Here is a 17,607-nt window from a genome sequence, read left to right as displayed (position 1 = left end):
CTGATATTTATCTAAATAATAAGCAGGCAGAGTCTTGAATGATTCAAAATTCTACCTGCTCTGTTTTTGTATTCATAACTATGGTTTTCCGAAATCATAGTTATGATTAATATTTTACCACACCCGAAAATACCGGGCCTCCAGCTTCTACATCCTGGTCTTTTTCAAACAAGGGTGAATATCTGCCTTCCGGTAAGTCCCGTAAAACGTAATTGTTACAACGGCGGGCAGCCACCACTTTATCTGTAAGTGCCGTACTCAGGGCAGAAGCCGCCAAGTCAATCAAAGCACCCCAACCTCCACCTCCGGAGTTAACACTCGTATCCACAGTCAACTCGCCTTTCCTTTCGAATAAAACTTCTCGGGTAACCGTTGATTTCAATACATATTCAATATCCACGGTAATCTTTCCGCCTATAGTAGATTTATCCCATTTATTGATGACCGTAAATAGAACGGCATCAGCTCCCAGAATATTACGGAAAGGAGCCAAGTCGCCATCAATAAATAATTCACTGTCGTAGGCACTCTCGCTTTTCAGGAAATCCATCGCTACGAAAGGAGAAATTACATAATAGCCCTTTTCACAAAGAGGTTTGGCCATTGAAGTATAGAAATACTCTTTGGCATCCACATCTACTGTTTTGTTGATGGGCGGCATAATCAAAATACTCAAAGGCTTATCCTCATACATCTTAGGATAATTCTTCTGCCGGGTAACCGTATTGCTTGTCGTGCATGAAGCCAGCCCGGTTACTATCAATAAAAGATATACTAACTTTTTCATTCTGAAAACCGATTAATAAGACGATCCATAAATACTTTCGACTCAGGATATAACTCCCTCTCCTTTTTCAGCATGGCAACTCCTTCCGCTTTTTTACCGTTTTGCAAAAGGAAATAGCCATATTCCGCACAAATTCCAGGAGCAATTGTTTTCCGGGAACCGTTCGGCTTGTTAATCATTGCTTCGTAAGTTTTCATTAATTGCTCAGTAGCCTCCGCCGTCTGTTTTTTATAATACAGGTAAGAGGTCGTCTCGTAATTCTTCCAATCATATAAACTGGTAGAAGTCATGCACGAAGTCAACATGAACAATGAGAAACCGAATAACAGGATTTTCTTCATGGCAATGCAATTTTCTTAGTTTCCTGAGTAGATAAAAATACATCCCGTTCAAAAAGGATTTTTCCCTGATAGCTAACTACCACATGCCGTTTGCCGGTAGCAACAGCATAAGTATCCCCTTTCACCGTATGCTTGCCTTCCTTTACAACCTTTGCATCAAAATGCGTTGTCTTATCAATTGTTACACTCACTGGAGTGCTATACTTATGGGTAGACGTGAAAAATAGAAATGCCTGGTCGGACAATCCTTGGCTGGAAGCCACATTACCTACTTTACAACCACTTAACAACAAACAAAAAACGGCGAATATGCCTAAAATATATTTTGTTTTCATTACTTTATCTCCTCTATATAATAGTTTTGCAAGTTTTGAGCATCAACAGTCCCCTCTTTCATGGAAACTATCGAGTATTCGGTTTCCGGAGTATCGCCACCAACGGACAAGACTTCCACTTTGCCTACCGTTTTACCCGGAAGCTCGATATTAATGCCAGTTTGCGGATTTTTCACGGTTTTACCTTTTTCCTTTACTATAAACTGGTTGCCGACTTCTATCCCCTGGCTGTTACCACCTGAAACAATGATAGCATCCGGATCATATGAAAGAAAATAAGCCTTCCACGGTTTGTCCGTACATTTATTGATAATATTTTCAACCAATTGAGAGATAGCAGCAGAAATAGCTTTATCGCTCAACGTTGCATCAAAATCAGCTCTACCACCAACGCCCAAAGTAGACTTTGTTTTCAGTTCGGCATCGCCTTTTGCCTCATCCGAGTAAATAATCAATCCGGTTGAAGCATCCACCAAACGGATACTGACAGCCGCTTCCACTATCTGAGTTTTAGTCGACGAGAAAACTCTTACATCTCCTACGTTCTTACGACCAAACTCTGTAATAGAACCCAATATTAAATAATCGGCTCCTAGTTTCTGGAATCCGCCCTCAGTAGCTTTGGATTCCTCCATCAATTTATCCAAATCATTACGTTCCAATAATAAGAATTTTCCTGAAGCAGCCAGTTTTGCCGAAAGAATATCGAGTGCCTGTTTACCCATCGGGTCATTATTCTTATCGTAGAAAAGTCCTTTGGCGTATTGGGTTTCGTTGCTGAACCGGCTGATTGCAACCTTCCGTTTTAACCCTTTTGTAGATTCAGCCTGCGTTGAAGCTTGAGGCTCCACCTCTACCACCTTACGCTGTGCATATACACCGGATACGCACCAACATAATAAAAGCAAGATAATAATGTTCTTCATATTGCTGTAAAATTTAGTGTTTTAGCTATATCCGCAAATATAACTTTTTTATTAAAATTACTTATTAGAAATACTTATTTTTCGTAGACTTTATTTCCTGCCACATAGGTAGCAGCAATATTACGGTCGTCGCCAGTTATTTGCAGTCCGAAAAGTTTGTTTTCGAGCGTCCATTTGTCATTTCTCATCAAATATTCTTTCCTTAATTGCTGTGCTGGAGTCGCAGCATCATCCAATACAATAAAATCAGCGAATCTGTCCTTCTCAAAAGTTCCTGTTTCATGGTCTATCTGTAGTGCAATCGCAGTTCCCAACGTACATTTATATAATAGCTCCAATGCAGATACGGAATAACCGTTCAACTGTTGGACTTTATACGCCTCTCCCATCGTACGCCACATAGAGAAAGAGGTACCGCCCCCCACATCAGTAGCCAATACGTTGTGTACATTAGTCCGGTCCGCCTGATGCATATCAAACAAACCACTACCCAGAAACAGGTTTGATGTTGGACAATGGGCTATAATAGAACCTGCCTGTACCAGACGTTCCAATTCTGAAGGAGAAAGATGAATACAATGACCGAACACCGTATGGTCCGTCACCAATCCGGCACGTTCATAAACTTCCAAATAATCGGAACAATCCGGAAATAAATCGAGTGTGCTGGCAATTTCTTCTTTATTTTCCGACAGGTGCGTCTGGATATATGTATCCGGGTATTCCTTATGCAAAGCACCGGCTTTCAATAATTGTTCAAACGAAGAAGTTATAGCAAAACGAGGGGTTATCACATACCGGTTACGACCTTTTTCATGCCATGCTTCAATCAATTGCCGGCTATCATCTATCCCTGTCTCTGCCGTATCAGTCAATCCGTCCGGAGCATTTCTGTCCATCAAGACTTTTCCTGTCAGCAAACACATATCCCACTCGGAAGCGACACTAAATAATGTAGATGCTGAACAGGCATGAACCGTAGAATAGGCCATACAGGCTGTCGTCCCATTCCTGAACAACTCGCTCACAAAAAAGCGGGCTGTCTTTTCCGCCTGTTCCGGAAAAACAAATTCCTGTTCTGCCGGAAAAGTATATCCCTCCAGCCAGTCCAATAACCGGCAGCCATACATGCCAAGCACTTCCGACTGGGGATAATGGATATGCGCATCTATCAATCCCGGCATAATTAACCGGCCCGTATAATCGATCATCTCGGCAGATTCGCCATAACGTTTCTTCATTTCATCAAATGGTCCGGCATCTACTATACGTTTCTGATGTACTACCAGAGCGCCATCCGGAATATAGCGATAGTTTTTCCACTCCGCTTTAGGTGATAGCAGAAAATAAAATACATCACCACGGAATAATTGTATTTGAGTTCTCATATTTATTCATCTTTTACCGGTTCAACATGTAAATTTATATGGGTACCTGTACCGAATTTAGTACGTAATTTATTCTCAATCTCCCGGGTCATTTCATGTGCATGCCTCACTGTCATTTTTCCATCCACACGGATATGCACCTCAATGGCAATATCATTTCCGATACGGCGGGTACATAAATTATGAGGATTCTTCACTTCCGGAGTTTCACTGATGATGGTAAGAATATCGTCTTCTACTTCTTTTGGTAAGGATTTTTCCAGCAAGTCGTTAATAGCCGGAAGAATTAACTGGAACGATACTTTTATAATCAGGATACTCACAATAACAGCAGCAATAGGGTCCAGTACCCGCCAATTATCACCTAACAAGATAGCACCGCCAATTCCCAAAGCCGTACCGACAGACGATAAAGCATCCGAACGGTGATGCCATGCATTTGCAATCGTTGTCTGGCTGTTCTCCTTTCTTCCTACATGGACGGTTATCCTGTAAAGCAACTCCTTTATAAGGATAGATACAAAAGCGGCAATCAGAGCAATCATCCGAGGTGCTTCCAATTCTTCACCCCTAAAATAGAAGCCGATAATTTTATTCGTTCCCTCCCAGAAAAGCCCGACACCCACACAAAGCAGAACAATCCCGATAATGGATGTTGCCAACGTTTCATATTTTCCATGCCCATAATCGTGGCTTTCATCTTTCGGTTTGGATGAAATATTTATGAATATCAGCACAATAATATCCGTCACAAAATCCGATAACGAATGCACAGCATCGGCTATCATAGCACTACTATGTCCTACCACACCTGCTATAAACTTAAAAACCAGCAGCACAAAGTTCGCAATCGACCCGAGTATGGTAACACGTATGATTTTATTCTTTCTTGTCTCCATTAAAAAGGCTTTATATATAGCCCCAAATTTACATGTTTATTTTGCAATAATCGAAAAAAAAGTAATCCGGATAATATTATCTGTAATTTGTATACAAACGGTTCGGAGAAATCAGGATATTTTTGCCTTATCAAAAAAAGGAGCTTACTATAATAAAAAGAATAAAGGTATGAGCAAGAACGTTTTAATATTATCCTCCAGCCCCCGCAGAGGTGGCAATTCAGACTTATTGTGTGATGAATTTCTAAGAGGCGCACGCGAAACTGGCAATCAGGTGGAAAAAATCTTTCTGAAAGACAAGACAATCAATTATTGTACAGGATGTAGCGTATGCAGCATGTATGGCAAACCCTGTCCCCAAAAAGACGATGCTGCCGGAATTATAGATAAAATGATTGCCGCAGATGTGATTGTAATGGCTACCCCTGTTTATTTTTATACAATGAGCGGACAAATGAAAACAATGATTGACCGCTGTTGCGCCCGTTATCTGGAAATCAAAAACAAGGAATTCTATTTTATCATTGCTGCTGCTGAAAATAATAAACAAATGATGGAGCGCACCATCGACGGTTTCCGGGGTTTTCTGGATTGTCTGGAAAATCCTGTTGAGAAAACAACGATCTATGGCATCGGTGCATGGAAAGTCGGGGAAATCAAAGATACTCCGGCAATGCAAGAAGCCTATGAAACCGGAAAAAATGTGTAAATAATATCAAGCAGGAAAGCGTTAGAGGAATGCATTGATTATTAGAACAATAAAAGAATAAAGTCCTGGTTAAATGGAAAAAGTCCGGTACAATACCGAGCTCTTTCCATTACCAATTAATGTTTAACCTGTACAACTTTTTGGAGTCACCCCATTTTTCAATCGGCCGGAAACCCAATAATATATTCCTATTTAACCGGTATCCAAACCTTATACGGATTTCCTTCCGTGCGGTTTCCTACAGCATAATAAGGAATAGCCGATACAGCGACTTCCTGTGCTTTCGCATTCAACGCCTTTCCTTTTATTACATTTACTCCGTTAAGAAGGCCCGGATTGTAATCCATCGACATCGGAAGATTTGTTTCCAGTTTAAGATCTGACAAACCATTATTATCGCAACCTTCCAGACAATATACAATCGGGCCAGCAGCAATGGCAACCATACCTTTCAGGTTCTTTACTGCCTCATTTGCCTTGATAACGCGAGGTTGCATCGGCAAAGACAATTCGACCTTATCCCCTTTCGCCCATTTACGGTTAATGGCGGCATAACCATTCTGAGGGTTAATGGCAACAGGCTCTCCGTTCACTTTCAACTCTACAGACTGCTTCAGGTCAGATGAATACAAACCATACGGGTTTTCTATTCCCCTCGCCCATCCCGGAATACGGACATTCAATGTAAAGGGCGATTCTTTTTCCGGATTGACAGATAGGGCGATTGCACCGTCCCACGGATAATTGGTTTCCAGCTTTAGCTGGACATTTGTCTTTCCGGCTTTTATCCGGGTTTCGCTACCGATAAAGAGATTGATATAGATTTCATCCCCCTTATGGGAATAAATGAAACCAGGTAAGGCCGATACGATCTTCAGGAACATCGGCGGACAGCAAGGACAGTCATGCCACTCCCAACGCCCATGCTTTTCTGCATTCAACGGATTTTGATAAGTATAGTTTACCCCCGAAAGTGAAATACCTGTCAACACATTATTATATACAACACGTTCCAGTTCATCCATATATTTAGCATCTCCCGTCAGCTCGTTCATACGCTGGCTGAAGAAGCCGGCACCTACGGCTGCACAGGTTTCCAGGTAAGCGTCGGTTGGAAGGAAGTAATCTTCACCGAACTTTTCATCGAAATGAACAGCACCTACTCCACCGGTCACGAACATACGGCGGCCAACCATATTATCCCAAAGCCGCTGAACAGTATTGATATACTCAGGAGATTGATTTTCGAGGGCGGCTGTGGCAATACCCGTTGCCAGTAGAGTTGCACGGACAGCATGGCCTTCGATCGTTTGCTGTTGGAAAACAGGAATGGAGTCTTGCGCATAATCCCCCCAGGTAGGACGAAGGTGCGTACCATATTTCGGGTTATTATATTTTGCATCTCTGATCCACTGTTCGGCAACCGGATTACCCCAGGTCCCCCATAAAGGATAACCACAATGATGGCCTCTGTTTTCAATCCAGAATTTAGCTAATTCATAGTAATTGTCTTCTTTGACAGGGACATTGATCTTAGTTTTCAGCTCCGGATTGCTTTTATATAGCCAATACAATTTAACCAGTGGTTCTTCCGGGCCGGAATGGGCAGGTACTACATTTTTCTTTGGTTCCGGTCCCATAGTGTCGTACATCATATTTGCAAAACGGGTGGCAACTTCCAGTAACTTTGTTTTCCCGGTTGCATTATAATAATGTATACCGGCCTCAACCAACATACCGGCATTATAAACATCATGCTGCCAGCGCAGCATACCGCCGTTTTCTCCCCAGCGATGATCTGATTCCATCAACTGGGTATAGGTATTGATATAACCATCTGTTTCCGACGCTTGTGCACTTGCAATACGGTCGATATAACCATCCAGGCGTTTCTCCATTCCGGTATCGGGATTAGAGGAAATAAAGTCGGATATACCGCGTATCGTTTCGTACACCAGGCCGTCGAACCAGGGAGCACCTGCATGTTCGTTGATGTCTCTTTTCCCCTGGGCTACCAGATCGAAATTGCGAAAAGTATCGTGTAGTTTACATTCCTTGGCATCATGGATATGTTTACCTTCGAATTTGTCGAGGACATCATTGGCTGTTACCTGCCGCCATTGCTCAAACTTTGGACGCCAGAAGGCATCCTGTACTTTTACTTCATTCACTTTCTGGAATTCTATATTCCGGTTTTCATTATCCACCTTGTTTTCCGGTGAACATCCGGTACCGAGCAAAGCCAGTGCCGGAAGAAGTAGTGTATGTATTTTCATACGTTTGTTTATTAATTATTTAACATCAAATTTATATACGCAGATATGTTTGTATTGTTCGCCCGGCATCAGTACAGTCGATGGGAATGACGGCTGGTTGGGACTATCAGGGAAATGTTGCGTTTCCAAAGCCTGTGAAGCGCGATGGTTATTAGGATCTGCTCCAGCGACTTGTTCTTAGTCTCCGGTAGTTTCAATGCGAAAAAGAAGCTGAACAACATCGCCACAGCAAAAAACAAATATATACGAATGCACTTTTTTAATCTATTAGTTTTCAAAATATGATATGTTTTGTTATGGTACTAGATCTCGACAACAAATATATGCATAATTCACACAACTGGTACGAACTGGTTTTATTTTTTTAATCATGTTTAATAACATAGACCAGATCGTACCAGCTTGATTCTTTAGAGGTATCTTTGCGCATCTAAAACAATAAGAATGAAAGTAAACGAATCAAAATACAAACTGGTAGTAAATCACGTAATAGATGGTATAAATAATAATACCTATAAAAAAGGCGACTGGATCCCCTCGATCAATGAATTCAGAAAGAATTACAACTTATCAAGAGATACGGTATTCGCCGGGTTAAGCGAGCTAAAATCGAAAGGTATCATCGATTCAAACCCTGGTGTCGGCTATTATGTAACCAGTACCCGCATCTCACATTCCCTGAATATCTTCCTGTTGTTTAACGAGTTCAATGAATTTAAGGAAGATATCTATAATTCATTTATGGAGTCGATTGGCAAAACCGCAACTGTGGATATTTATTTCCATAATTACAACCGGAAAGTGTTTGAGACACTGATCAACGAAGCTAATAACAAGTATACCACTTATATTATAATGTCCGGTAAATTTACAGGTATAGACCCTCTATTACAAAGTCTGTCCGGTGATGTATACCTGCTGGATCACTTCCACCCCGAACTGATCGGCAAATACTCGTCCGTATTCCAGAATTTTGAAAAAGACACATACGAGGCTCTGGTATTCGGATTACCATACATCCGAAAATACCAGCATATCATCATGGTTCAGAAAGAGGAGAAAGAACCTGTCGAACGATATAACGGTTTATGCACTTTCTGCAAAGACTACAGATATACACACGATTATATCTCTTCGGTAAAAGACAGGGAGATCAAACAAGGAGAGATTTATATGATCGTAAACGACCGGGATTTGGTAGATCTGCTAAAACAAGCCGAGAGACAGGACTTTACACCTGGCCAGGATTTTGGCATCATCTCCTACAACGACACTCCGCTTAAAGAGATACTGGCAGGTGGTATCACAACTTTATCCACTGATTTTAAACTGATGGGACAAACAATGGCTACGTTAATTAAAAAGAAAACGATCGAAACGATAGAGAATCCCTGGAGATTGAATGTCAGAAAATCGTTATAAAATCCATTCACACATAGCAGTTCAGCTACATCTCCAATTCTGAATTTACAGAAGAGGAGGTTCTTACCTTCTGTTTTGCAGATGCAGCCAGAGATACTTCAACATTAAAGACATATATACTTCAAAAAGAAGTATATATGTCATCTTGAACACTCAATTAATTAAATGATATTGCCAAAATTAAAAACTATTCCGAAAAAGTAAACGCCTGTTTTTTTATTCATATCCCATCCACAAGACCTCTCTAATTGATACTTCCTGTTACATTTTTTTAGCAAAAACATACAATTCCTCCAAAATAAAAGATACATTTGCAAACTAATTTCATGAAACGAACACACTATAATACAAAAAAACATGATGTACTGGCAAAAAGACATTGAAACCATGAGCCGTGCAGACCTGGAGAAATTCCAGTTGGAGCGGTTGAAACAAACGATTAAACACGCAGAAAATTCTCCTTTCTACAATAAGGTTTTCAAAGAAAAAGGGATTACTCCCGACAGTATCCAATCTTTGGAAGATTTACAGAAACTTCCTTTTACAACAAAAGACGACCTTCGTAATAATTACCCGTTCGGAATGGCAGCCATACCTATCAAAGATTGCGTACGCATCCATTCTTCCAGCGGAACCACCGGCAATCCGACCGTAGTATTACACTCCGCAAAAGACCTCGACCAGTGGGCGAACCAAGTGGCTCGCTGTATGTATATGGTAGGGATACGCGACACAGATGTTTTCCAGAATACCTCCGGTTATGGAATGTTTACCGGCGGGCTCGGCTTCCAATACGGAGCGGAGAAATTAGGAGCGCTGACTGTCCCCGCAGCAGCAGGAAATACCAAACGGCAGATTAAGTTTATCACAGATTTCGGTACCACCTGCCTGCATATTATTCCCAGCTATGCAACACGTCTGGCTGAAGTGATGTACGAAATGGGTATGGACCCGCGAAAAGACACTAAACTGCATACTGTCTGCATCGGTGCCGAACCGCATTCGGAAGAACAACGCCGTCGCATCGAGCAACTTTTGGGTGTAAAAGCATACAACTGCTTCGGAATGTCGGAAATGAACGGACCGGGTGTGGCTTTTGAATGCACTGAACAAAACGGGCTTCATATCTGGGAAGACAATGTAATTGTGGAAATCATAGACCCGAAAACACTCCTGCCTGTCAAGGAAGGAGAAGTGGGCGAACTGGTTCTTACCACAATCAACCGCGAAGCAATGCCACTTATCCGTTATCGTACCCGCGACCTGACATGTATCTTGCCGGGCGAATGCCCCTGCGGACGTACCCATAAGCGCCTGGCTCGTTTCAAAGGACGTAGCGACGATATGATTATCCTGAAAGGGGTTAACCTCTTCCCTATCCAGATTGAAAAGATACTGATGCAGTTCAAGGAACTGGGTAGCAACTACCTGATTACCCTCGAAACAATCGGAAACAGCGATGAAATGCTTATCGAAGTGGAACTGAGCGATTTGTTTACAGATGATTACTCTGTCCTTCAACGCCTGGCAAAAGATATCACCCGCCAACTGAAAGATGAGTTGCTGCTCACCCCGCGCCTGAAACTGGTTGCCAAAGGTTCCCTGCCCACTCAGGACGGAAAAGCAGTCCGTGTAAAAGACTTGCGTAAGCTCTCATAAATAATAAATTATTAAACCTATAAAATAAGCAGCTATGACAGTAAATCAGATTTCTATTTTCCTGGAAAACAAATATGGAAAACTTAGCGAGATTTTGGCTTTGCTTGCAGATGCAAACATACGTATAGTAGCAGCTACAATTGCAGACACTTCGGAATACGGTATCCTGCGTATCATTGTTAGCGACCCGCAAAAAGCATATAAAATACTGAAAAGTAATAACGTAAGTGCAAACCTGACGGATGTGCTTGCTATCTCGACCAATTCTTGTGCCGGTAGCTTTGCAGAGACCCTGTCTTACTTCACAAAAGCCGGCATCAGCATTGAATATATGTATTGTTTCTCCGTAAACGGAAAAGCAGTCCTTATTCTCCGTACCAACAACCGGGAAGCAGCGCGGGAGGTAATCCGCCGCCAGAACCTGGAATATATTTGCGAAAGCGATTTAATTAAATTATAACACACATACAAATGTTCGGAATAGAAGATCCCGGAATCTGGCTTGCTTATTTGTTAGCCTTCATTTGCCTGCTATATTCCATATGGTTCGGTATCACCCATTGGAATAAAGACGACGAAGACAGTACAAACTTGAAAAAGCCCGAAGAATGAGCACACTTACATTAGGAGTTATCGTAATTATCTACATGTTTGTCCTGGCATGGCTGGGATATCTCGGTTACAAACAGACCAAAAATGCCAGCGACTACCTGCTGGGGGGAAGAAAAGTCAACCCCATCATTATGGCACTGTCCTATGGGGCAACCTTTATCTCCGCTTCGGCAATTGTCGGATTCGGCGGAGTAGCCGCCACCTTCGGCATGGGCATACAATGGCTCTGCCTGTTGAACATGTTTATGGGGGTAGTCGTTGCATTTATCCTATTCGGGCGCAGAACCCGGAAAATAGGGGAAAAATACAATGCACGTACCTTTCCCCAGTTATTAGGGTTGCATTACAAATCACGCCCGATACAAATATTCATCGCAACCGTTATTTTTATCGGCATGCCACTTTATGCGGCAGTCGTAATGAAAGGCGGTGCGGTATTTATCGAGCAGATGTTTAATGTAGACTATCATTTTGCACTGCTTATCTTTACAATGATTGTTGCCGCCTATGTTATTACGGGAGGTATCAAAGGGGTGCTTTATACGGATGCATTACAGGCGGTTATCATGTTTGCCTGCATGTTGTTCCTGCTCTTCTGGTTCTTCCGGATAATGGACATGGGCTTTATCGAAGCAAACCGGAAACTTACGGAAATAGCCCCTCTCGTACCGGAACGTTTCAAAGAGCTGGGTCACCAGGGATGGACGGCAATGCCGGTTACCGGTTCTCCGCAATGGTACACATTGGTCAGCTCCCTGATATTGGGTGTAGGTATCGGTTGTTTGGCACAGCCACAGTTAGTGGTACGTTTCATGATGGTGGAAAGTACCAAGCAATTGAACCGTGGTGTATTAATCGGATGCGTTTTCCTGATTGTAACGGTAGGTGCCATTTACCACGTAGGCGCATTATCCAACCTGTTCTTCCTGAAAACGGAAGGTGTCGTAGCCTCCGAAGCGATCAAGGATATGGACAAAATCATCCCGCTGTTTATCAATCGTGCCATGCCGGAATGGTTCGGAGCCGTATTCATGTTATGTATCCTCTCGGCAAGTATGTCTACCCTGAGTGCACAATTCCATACGATGGGAGCTTCTTTCGGAGCCGACATGTTCCCGAAACTGGGACGCAATAAGAATCCGAATTCAACAATGGGTGTACGTATCGGCGTTTTATGTTCCATTCTGATAAGTTATATCATATGTTATACACTAAGTGCCGGCATTATTGCGCGCGGTACGGCATTATTTATGGGAATTTGCGCGGCAACTTTCCTGCCCAGTTATTTTTGTTCGCTTTTTTGGAAGAAAACAACCAAACAGGGAGCATTGGCAAGCCTGTGGGTAGGTGCACTGGCAAGTTTGTTTGCCATGCTGTTCCTGCACAAAGCGGAAGCCGGAGCAGTCGGATTATGTAATGCCCTGTTTGGGAAAACGGTACTGATCGATGTATACCCCTGGTATGCCATCGACCCGATCCTGTTTGCCCTGCCTTTGTCGGCTTTAAGTATTTACGTTATCAGCCTGATGACATGGAAAAAAGATTGATTCAGGCATAAAAATATACCAGTTTAACTATTCTTATTTGTAAGAATAGACTTTTTAACGGCAAATCTATTGACAATATGATATTTAACCTCTACATTTGTACTGTGGTTTTTTCATAATAGTATTAGATTTAAGGTTAACAAAGTTGGTTAGGGGTTGTCGTGAGACAGCCTTTAATTTTTTATATACCTTACTCCCCCGTCCTCTTTGCATAGAAACTTTGCAACTTCTCTTTATTTACCAGCACAATATCCCCGTTTTTGACTTTACGTTTCTTTAGAGGATAACCTTCTGGTGTAAAAATAGCTTCTGATTCGATCATTTGGTTTAACAGGTTTGCTGACAGCCCTAAACAAAGCCTAACAACCGATGATAACTTCAGCCCAAACTCAAAACGGGTTTGAATTTTGAATGCTACAAACGCATCTTCTGCATTCAGGATGTCATTAATCGAAATACCGTCATGCTGTATCTCATACTCTACGCTATCATAATCCAGTTCAACGTTGTTTTTCCGTCCTATTTCAGAAGAAAAAGCATACTCCCGGGAAAGGTCTTCATCATTTTCCGAAAACTTCAAGAACAACTCTTTTTTAATCAGCTCGGGTTTCGTACGAGATAAAATCGTCAAGTTGTATGTACTGTCACATTCCGCACATCTATAAATCAGCCATACATCAATGTTCCTTTTTTGTGCATTCATCCTGAATTTGTTGCTACAATAGAATCTATTGCTACTACAGTGATTACATTTTCTTTTTAAGGCAGGAGTATTTTTTACTTTTATCTCCCATATATATTCAGTTCTCATTATATATACTGTGTTTAAAGGTTTTATTCGGATTCACAGCATTACAACTTATGACAAACGATAAAGTCGCCACAAACAACAATAGCAAATGCCTACGTCCTAAAAAAGGCAATACTGTGAATAAAAAATTGAAATAAGAAACCGGTTCAAGCAGGACTACCCGAACGAAAGAATCATTAGCCTGTGGTTAATGAGGCTAATATTAAACCAGTATAAATTTAAGAATGGCTCCCAAAACGTGAATATTTAGAATTTCCGGACAAAGATAATTCTTAAAAAACTATATAGATTTGAGATTAGGGCTTTGTATCTTAGATGTTGAAAATAAACCGCAACACTCATTTTTTTTAGAACAAGTTAAGCATGTTTCAGTATAAGTTACTTTCCAATCAGAGATTGATTTCTTTGCAAATTTGTATAATGAGGGCTTTAATAGGCAAAGAGGTATGTTAAAAATAGAGACACTCAGTTTCCACTCTGCTAAATTTATGATAGCTTTTTCAAGTTCCATTTGATAATCAACTGGATCAATCCAAATTCTATTATGATTTTTAATAGAATAACCCGTATCCTCTAGTCCCATAAAAGATATATATGCAACAAATGGTAAGTTTTTCCAGATAAATTCAGACAGTTGTGGAAGTCTCTGATAATTCATTTTATTAATAACAATTCGTAGCTCTATATCTGCTCCAATATTTGCAAGGTTATATAACCCTTTCATTGTTTCCACATACGAACCTTTTATTTGAGTTATTGCATCATGCTCTACCGAAAAGTCTGAATGCAACGGAATGCCGAATAAAAGATTAGAAGATTCGATAAACATCCTTGTGTATTGGATATTAGAAAATGCCCTCCCATTAGTCAGTATATGTATTAAACTATCAGGATAACGAAGTTCTATATATTTGATCAAATGTACTAATTTTTCATGTAGTAAAGTAGGTTCTCCACCTGTAATCCCAATATTTGTTAACCCATCAGGGGCTTTATCTATCAATTTGACATTTCTCTCAAAAAAGAAATCTATATCATCTCTATTCAATGGTGGCTGTGCACACATTAAGCATCTATTGTTACATTGAGAGGTAACAAATAGCGAGTTATCGTTGGAATTTATATCAAAATCCATTTTCATTTTTATTAATCCATTGTTTGAAAATTGGCATAACTCTATCATATTCATTCTGAATTAAATAAAATAGATAGGTGATAATAGCTTTATGCTTTTTACAAAAAGAGGAAGTAGGACGAAAACCATACATATCATTTTGAGTTGAGTGATTTCGTACAGGATCAGCACCACAATAAGACTGAAATGCACAATCAGAACATCCTGCAATAAACTCGGTTCCCCAAATTAAGGCAATCTGCTGAGCTTTTTCACCATAGAATAAATTTTCATACTTATCAGTAATGTGTCCTAGTCTAAATGTGTAATCATGATATTCTGCTAACATCCTTGATTCGTCAGACGCATATACATAACCATCATAATTGTAAACGACTACACTATTTATTATTCCCGCAGGAGATTGTAAATCAACAAATCCAGTAGTAAAAGGAGTAAGTATCTTACGTAATAGTATAGCTGTAAACTCTTCTACAAAAAAGTCTCCTCGGATATTAATATCAATAATATAGTTTAATGCCAATTTATAGAAAGTTATAAAATTGTCAAAATACAAATCCCAATTTGTGTTATCAAGGGCTAGGCCATAAGGGTTCAAAGGACGAAGAAATATATTATTAAAACCATTTGATAAATAATTGTCAATAATTTCTTTAGGATAATTTAACGACAATTCCGATGTAGTCATTAGTGCCGAGACTCTATCTGTTCCTAAATAATCTCTAGCTTTACTTATACCTTCTATTACACGCTTATAACTATCTATTTTTCCTCTGTTATGATTATGAATAAAAGCTGGACCATCTAAAGATGTTGAAATAAGTATATCATACTCTTTACATAGGCATAATATTTCTTCTGTTAGATTTATAGAGTTTGTACATAAAACATATGTTATCTGCTTTTTATACGTTTGGTTTAGTTCTGTTGTTCTTTTTACGGCCTTTTGTAATAATTGGAATGGTAAAGACGGTTCCCCTCCTTGAAATTCCATTGTGATATAACGAGATGGACTCTGAAACATTAATTCTATGGCTTTAAAAAGATAACCTTCTTTCATATCATAAATGGCTTCGTTACTTTCTTTACTAGAAGCTTGACAATAAATACAATTTTGATTACATCTTAAGGTTAGAACAAAAATGTGTAATGATGTAAATGAATCGAGAAAGGATTTTTTAGTCCTAAGCCTCGTTGCTATATTATCGATTAATTCAGGTATAGGACTCTCTGAAATAAAAAAGTTAGAAATTAAGTCCTTGTATATATCTTCTTGACTTTTAAGTAATCGATTAATAATTCTCTCTACTGTACCCATTGGGACAAAAATAAAATCCCCCAACTCATTTACCAGTAGTTCTTGTTTTCCAATTCTTTCAAATCGAAATGGCAATAAATAATAGTGATTTATCATTTTAGGAGTATATTAAAATCTTCAAAATCATCATTATTAGCAAAAGCTTTTATATATAAGATATTACGAATATCTTTAGTTTCATGTATAATTAAATCCCTGTTTTTATAATCTATTAAGTCTTGATTGAATTTACAGGTCACATATTCAAATGTATAAGAGCCATTTGTATTAGGTTTAAGTTCTAAAGTCACTTCATATACACTATCACTCTTTTTATTCCAATAAATAATAAAAGATTCTACATACCAATACAATGCTTTTGTTATTACACTTTCACTAAAGATCGATGTGTCGATTGTAAAACAAAATATATTCTCTGATTTTAATTCCGCATTAATCATAATTGAAATTTATTTTTTCAAGAAATAAACAGTTTGAGTTTCTACAATACCATCTGCATCTATCCCTATTGACTTTTGAAATTTAATTACAGCATTTTCCGTCTCTTCATCAAAGATAGAATCACCTTTAAGTAGATTTCCAGGCAAGTACCCTTTATCTATCAAGATATTTTTAAGTTGTGTCACATCATGTCCTTGCATTTGTTTTTTAAGAACTCGATCACCCAAATTGTATTTAGAGGAATTGACATTTGCTATTTCATTATTCATTTGCTCTATACGTTTATTTATTGCTTCAATTGTTCTTTGTCCTACAATACCATCCACTGTCTGGTAATGGTATTGTTGAAACTTTCTAATAGCATTCTCCAATTTGATAGAATATATGACATCTCCTAAATAGTTTTTTTCTATATCCGATTCTGTTATATACCTTATTTTAAGTAATTTATTAGCTAACTCAGCAACATCTTTACCAGAAACCCCACTAATAATACTTCTTTCTCCCAATGAGTAAGTAGTTTTTGTATAAGTGCTTGCATTAGTTTTAGATGTTGAAGTGCTAGAACTTATAGAAGTAGAAGAACCGCTATAGCTTCCATAACTACTTGATCTATGCGAAGAATGAGATCTGTGTGAAGAGTGTGAACGGTGGCTTCTATGACCTGCAATCAAATATGAATTATCATTATGGATTTTAAGTATATATTTCTGAGAAAGGTCATTTTTTTTCCCCTGCTCTATATTATTGTTATCATTGCTTATTTTGGAAAGATCATAGGATATAGCATTAGCTTCATTAGAAGAAGCTAATGAAGCTAATGAAGTCAAAAAAATGCCCTTCAAAAATTTCTCGAATTTCGTTTTCATACATGTAATAATAATTAGCCGATACTTAATTGTACAAATATATATAATATAGTTGAAAATTTTAAATTTATAGATAAATGAATTTTGGGTAAGAAAATAATAGAAAACTAATGCAACTGAACGACAAACAAA

18 protein-coding genes and 2 pseudogenes are annotated in these 17,607 nt (G+C 39.3%); 7 read left to right on the top strand and 13 right to left on the bottom strand.

Going from position 1 to position 17,607, the window contains the following annotated elements; genetic code table 11:
• Nucleotides 1-106 precede the first annotated feature (106 nt).
• From ACGE0T_RS08155 to ACGE0T_RS08130, 6 genes are all read right to left on the bottom strand, one after another.
• Nucleotides 107-787 (bottom strand): GNA1162 family protein, encoded by a 681-nt coding sequence (locus tag ACGE0T_RS08155; RefSeq protein WP_459190031.1) that lies wholly within the window; start codon nt 785-787, stop codon nt 107-109.
• The gene (locus ACGE0T_RS08150; RefSeq protein ID WP_459190030.1) at nt 784-1,128 is read right to left on the bottom strand and encodes a DUF4810 domain-containing protein; all 345 of its coding nucleotides are present in this window, start codon (nt 1,126-1,128) and stop codon (nt 784-786) included. Before ACGE0T_RS08150 ends, ACGE0T_RS08155 begins: the two co-directional genes overlap by 4 nt.
• On the bottom strand, nt 1,125-1,463 hold the full coding sequence (locus ACGE0T_RS08145; protein ID WP_459190029.1) for a hypothetical protein: 339 nt from the start codon (nt 1,461-1,463) through the stop codon (nt 1,125-1,127). The genes ACGE0T_RS08150 and ACGE0T_RS08145 overlap by 4 nt, the downstream gene beginning before the upstream one ends.
• On the bottom strand, nt 1,463-2,389 hold the full coding sequence (locus ACGE0T_RS08140; RefSeq protein WP_459190028.1) for a CsgG/HfaB family protein: 927 nt from the start codon (nt 2,387-2,389) through the stop codon (nt 1,463-1,465). Before ACGE0T_RS08140 ends, ACGE0T_RS08145 begins: the two co-directional genes overlap by 1 nt.
• Before the next feature lie 74 nt (nt 2,390-2,463).
• Entirely contained in the window at nt 2,464-3,777 is a 1,314-nt protein-coding gene (gene guaD, locus ACGE0T_RS08135; RefSeq protein WP_459190027.1) for a guanine deaminase, read from the bottom strand.
• Between the two features lie 2 nt (nt 3,778-3,779).
• Nucleotides 3,780-4,676 carry a cation diffusion facilitator family transporter gene (locus tag ACGE0T_RS08130; protein ID WP_459190026.1) on the bottom strand — a complete coding sequence of 299 codons (897 nt, stop codon included), beginning with the start codon at nt 4,674-4,676 and terminating at the stop codon, nt 3,780-3,782.
• A 169-nt stretch (nt 4,677-4,845) separates the two neighbouring features.
• Here ACGE0T_RS08130 and ACGE0T_RS08125 point away from each other — a divergent pair, with 169 nt between their 5' ends.
• Nucleotides 4,846-5,385 (top strand): flavodoxin family protein, encoded by a 540-nt coding sequence (locus ACGE0T_RS08125; RefSeq protein ID WP_459190025.1) that lies wholly within the window; start codon nt 4,846-4,848, stop codon nt 5,383-5,385.
• 45 nt (nt 5,386-5,430) lie between these two features.
• Nucleotides 5,431-5,505, top strand: a pseudogene (locus ACGE0T_RS08120) (IS3 family transposase); the annotation flags it as partial.
• Between the two features lie 68 nt (nt 5,506-5,573).
• On the opposite strand, the gene ACGE0T_RS08115 reads toward ACGE0T_RS08120, so the two are convergent.
• Both ACGE0T_RS08115 and ACGE0T_RS08110 read right to left on the bottom strand, forming a co-directional pair.
• The gene (locus tag ACGE0T_RS08115; protein ID WP_459190024.1) at nt 5,574-7,661 is read right to left on the bottom strand and encodes a glycoside hydrolase family 127 protein; all 2,088 of its coding nucleotides are present in this window, start codon (nt 7,659-7,661) and stop codon (nt 5,574-5,576) included.
• A gap of 15 nt (nt 7,662-7,676) precedes the next feature.
• Nucleotides 7,677-7,811, bottom strand: a pseudogene (locus ACGE0T_RS08110) (aldose epimerase family protein); the annotation flags it as partial.
• Nucleotides 7,812-8,105: 294 nt separating this feature from the next.
• Between ACGE0T_RS08110 and ACGE0T_RS08105 the strand changes: the two are divergent.
• The 5 genes from ACGE0T_RS08105 to ACGE0T_RS08085 all read left to right on the top strand — a co-directional run bounded on the left by ACGE0T_RS08105 (nt 8,106) and on the right by ACGE0T_RS08085 (nt 12,901).
• Complete coding sequence (locus tag ACGE0T_RS08105; protein ID WP_459190023.1) at nt 8,106-9,083, top strand: GntR family transcriptional regulator; 978 nt, start codon at nt 8,106-8,108, stop codon at nt 9,081-9,083.
• 357 nt (nt 9,084-9,440) lie between these two features.
• Nucleotides 9,441-10,742 carry a phenylacetate--CoA ligase family protein gene (locus ACGE0T_RS08100; RefSeq protein ID WP_459190022.1) on the top strand — a complete coding sequence of 434 codons (1,302 nt, stop codon included), beginning with the start codon at nt 9,441-9,443 and terminating at the stop codon, nt 10,740-10,742.
• A 34-nt stretch (nt 10,743-10,776) separates the two neighbouring features.
• The gene (locus ACGE0T_RS08095) at nt 10,777-11,202 is read left to right on the top strand and encodes an acetolactate synthase (RefSeq protein WP_459190021.1); all 426 of its coding nucleotides are present in this window, start codon (nt 10,777-10,779) and stop codon (nt 11,200-11,202) included.
• Nucleotides 11,203-11,213: 11 nt separating this feature from the next.
• Nucleotides 11,214-11,354, top strand: a complete 141-nt coding sequence (locus ACGE0T_RS08090) for a symporter small accessory protein (protein WP_459190020.1) — start codon at nt 11,214-11,216, stop codon at nt 11,352-11,354.
• Entirely contained in the window at nt 11,351-12,901 is a 1,551-nt protein-coding gene (locus ACGE0T_RS08085; protein ID WP_459190019.1) for a sodium:solute symporter family protein, read from the top strand. Before ACGE0T_RS08090 ends, ACGE0T_RS08085 begins: the two co-directional genes overlap by 4 nt.
• A 190-nt stretch (nt 12,902-13,091) precedes the next feature.
• Here the strand turns inward: ACGE0T_RS08085 and ACGE0T_RS08080 are convergent, their stop codons facing one another.
• The 5 genes from ACGE0T_RS08080 to ACGE0T_RS08060 all read right to left on the bottom strand — a co-directional run bounded on the left by ACGE0T_RS08080 (nt 13,092) and on the right by ACGE0T_RS08060 (nt 17,475).
• On the bottom strand, nt 13,092-13,712 hold the full coding sequence (locus ACGE0T_RS08080) for a DUF1062 domain-containing protein (RefSeq protein WP_459190018.1): 621 nt from the start codon (nt 13,710-13,712) through the stop codon (nt 13,092-13,094).
• A gap of 280 nt (nt 13,713-13,992) precedes the next feature.
• The gene (gene hxsC / locus ACGE0T_RS08075) at nt 13,993-14,847 is read right to left on the bottom strand and encodes a His-Xaa-Ser system radical SAM maturase HxsC (protein WP_459190017.1); all 855 of its coding nucleotides are present in this window, start codon (nt 14,845-14,847) and stop codon (nt 13,993-13,995) included.
• On the bottom strand, nt 14,837-16,261 hold the full coding sequence (hxsB, locus tag ACGE0T_RS08070; RefSeq protein WP_459190016.1) for a His-Xaa-Ser system radical SAM maturase HxsB: 1,425 nt from the start codon (nt 16,259-16,261) through the stop codon (nt 14,837-14,839). Before hxsB ends, hxsC begins: the two co-directional genes overlap by 11 nt.
• Nucleotides 16,258-16,605, bottom strand: coding sequence for a His-Xaa-Ser system protein HxsD (hxsD, locus tag ACGE0T_RS08065; RefSeq protein ID WP_459190015.1), 348 nt, complete (start codon nt 16,603-16,605; stop codon nt 16,258-16,260). Before hxsD ends, hxsB begins: the two co-directional genes overlap by 4 nt.
• A 9-nt stretch (nt 16,606-16,614) precedes the next feature.
• The gene (locus ACGE0T_RS08060) at nt 16,615-17,475 is read right to left on the bottom strand and encodes a peptidoglycan-binding domain-containing protein (protein WP_459190014.1); all 861 of its coding nucleotides are present in this window, start codon (nt 17,473-17,475) and stop codon (nt 16,615-16,617) included.
• Nucleotides 17,476-17,607 lie beyond the last annotated feature (132 nt).

This window comes from Parabacteroides sp. APC149_11_2_Y6, from assembly GCF_054506995.1.
Note: the sequence above shows the minus strand (reverse complement) of the source record. Positions and strands in the feature narration are given on the sequence as shown.

Excerpts from the sequence above, each read along its gene's own strand:
- ACGE0T_RS08155 (WP_459190031.1), bottom strand. The coding sequence starts at position 787 with ATGAAAAAGTTAGTATATCTTTTATTGATAGTAACCGGGCTGGCTTCA.
- ACGE0T_RS08150 (WP_459190030.1), bottom strand. The coding sequence starts at position 1,128 with ATGAAGAAAATCCTGTTATTCGGTTTCTCATTGTTCATGTTGACTTCG.
- ACGE0T_RS08145 (WP_459190029.1), bottom strand. The coding sequence starts at position 1,463 with ATGAAAACAAAATATATTTTAGGCATATTCGCCGTTTTTTGTTTGTTG.
- ACGE0T_RS08140 (WP_459190028.1), bottom strand. The coding sequence starts at position 2,389 with ATGAAGAACATTATTATCTTGCTTTTATTATGTTGGTGCGTATCCGGT.
- guaD (WP_459190027.1), bottom strand. The coding sequence starts at position 3,777 with ATGAGAACTCAAATACAATTATTCCGTGGTGATGTATTTTATTTTCTG.
- ACGE0T_RS08130 (WP_459190026.1), bottom strand. The coding sequence starts at position 4,676 with ATGGAGACAAGAAAGAATAAAATCATACGTGTTACCATACTCGGGTCG.
- ACGE0T_RS08125 (WP_459190025.1), top strand. The coding sequence starts at position 4,846 with ATGAGCAAGAACGTTTTAATATTATCCTCCAGCCCCCGCAGAGGTGGC.
- ACGE0T_RS08115 (WP_459190024.1), bottom strand. The coding sequence starts at position 7,661 with ATGAAAATACATACACTACTTCTTCCGGCACTGGCTTTGCTCGGTACC.
- ACGE0T_RS08105 (WP_459190023.1), top strand. The coding sequence starts at position 8,106 with ATGAAAGTAAACGAATCAAAATACAAACTGGTAGTAAATCACGTAATA.
- ACGE0T_RS08100 (WP_459190022.1), top strand. The coding sequence starts at position 9,441 with ATGATGTACTGGCAAAAAGACATTGAAACCATGAGCCGTGCAGACCTG.
- ACGE0T_RS08095 (WP_459190021.1), top strand. The coding sequence starts at position 10,777 with ATGACAGTAAATCAGATTTCTATTTTCCTGGAAAACAAATATGGAAAA.
- ACGE0T_RS08090 (WP_459190020.1), top strand. The coding sequence starts at position 11,214 with ATGTTCGGAATAGAAGATCCCGGAATCTGGCTTGCTTATTTGTTAGCC.
- ACGE0T_RS08085 (WP_459190019.1), top strand. The coding sequence starts at position 11,351 with ATGAGCACACTTACATTAGGAGTTATCGTAATTATCTACATGTTTGTC.
- ACGE0T_RS08080 (WP_459190018.1), bottom strand. The coding sequence starts at position 13,712 with ATGAGAACTGAATATATATGGGAGATAAAAGTAAAAAATACTCCTGCC.
- hxsC (WP_459190017.1), bottom strand. The coding sequence starts at position 14,847 with ATGGATTTTGATATAAATTCCAACGATAACTCGCTATTTGTTACCTCT.
- hxsB (WP_459190016.1), bottom strand. The coding sequence starts at position 16,261 with ATGATAAATCACTATTATTTATTGCCATTTCGATTTGAAAGAATTGGA.
- hxsD (WP_459190015.1), bottom strand. The coding sequence starts at position 16,605 with ATGATTAATGCGGAATTAAAATCAGAGAATATATTTTGTTTTACAATC.
- ACGE0T_RS08060 (WP_459190014.1), bottom strand. The coding sequence starts at position 17,475 with ATGAAAACGAAATTCGAGAAATTTTTGAAGGGCATTTTTTTGACTTCA.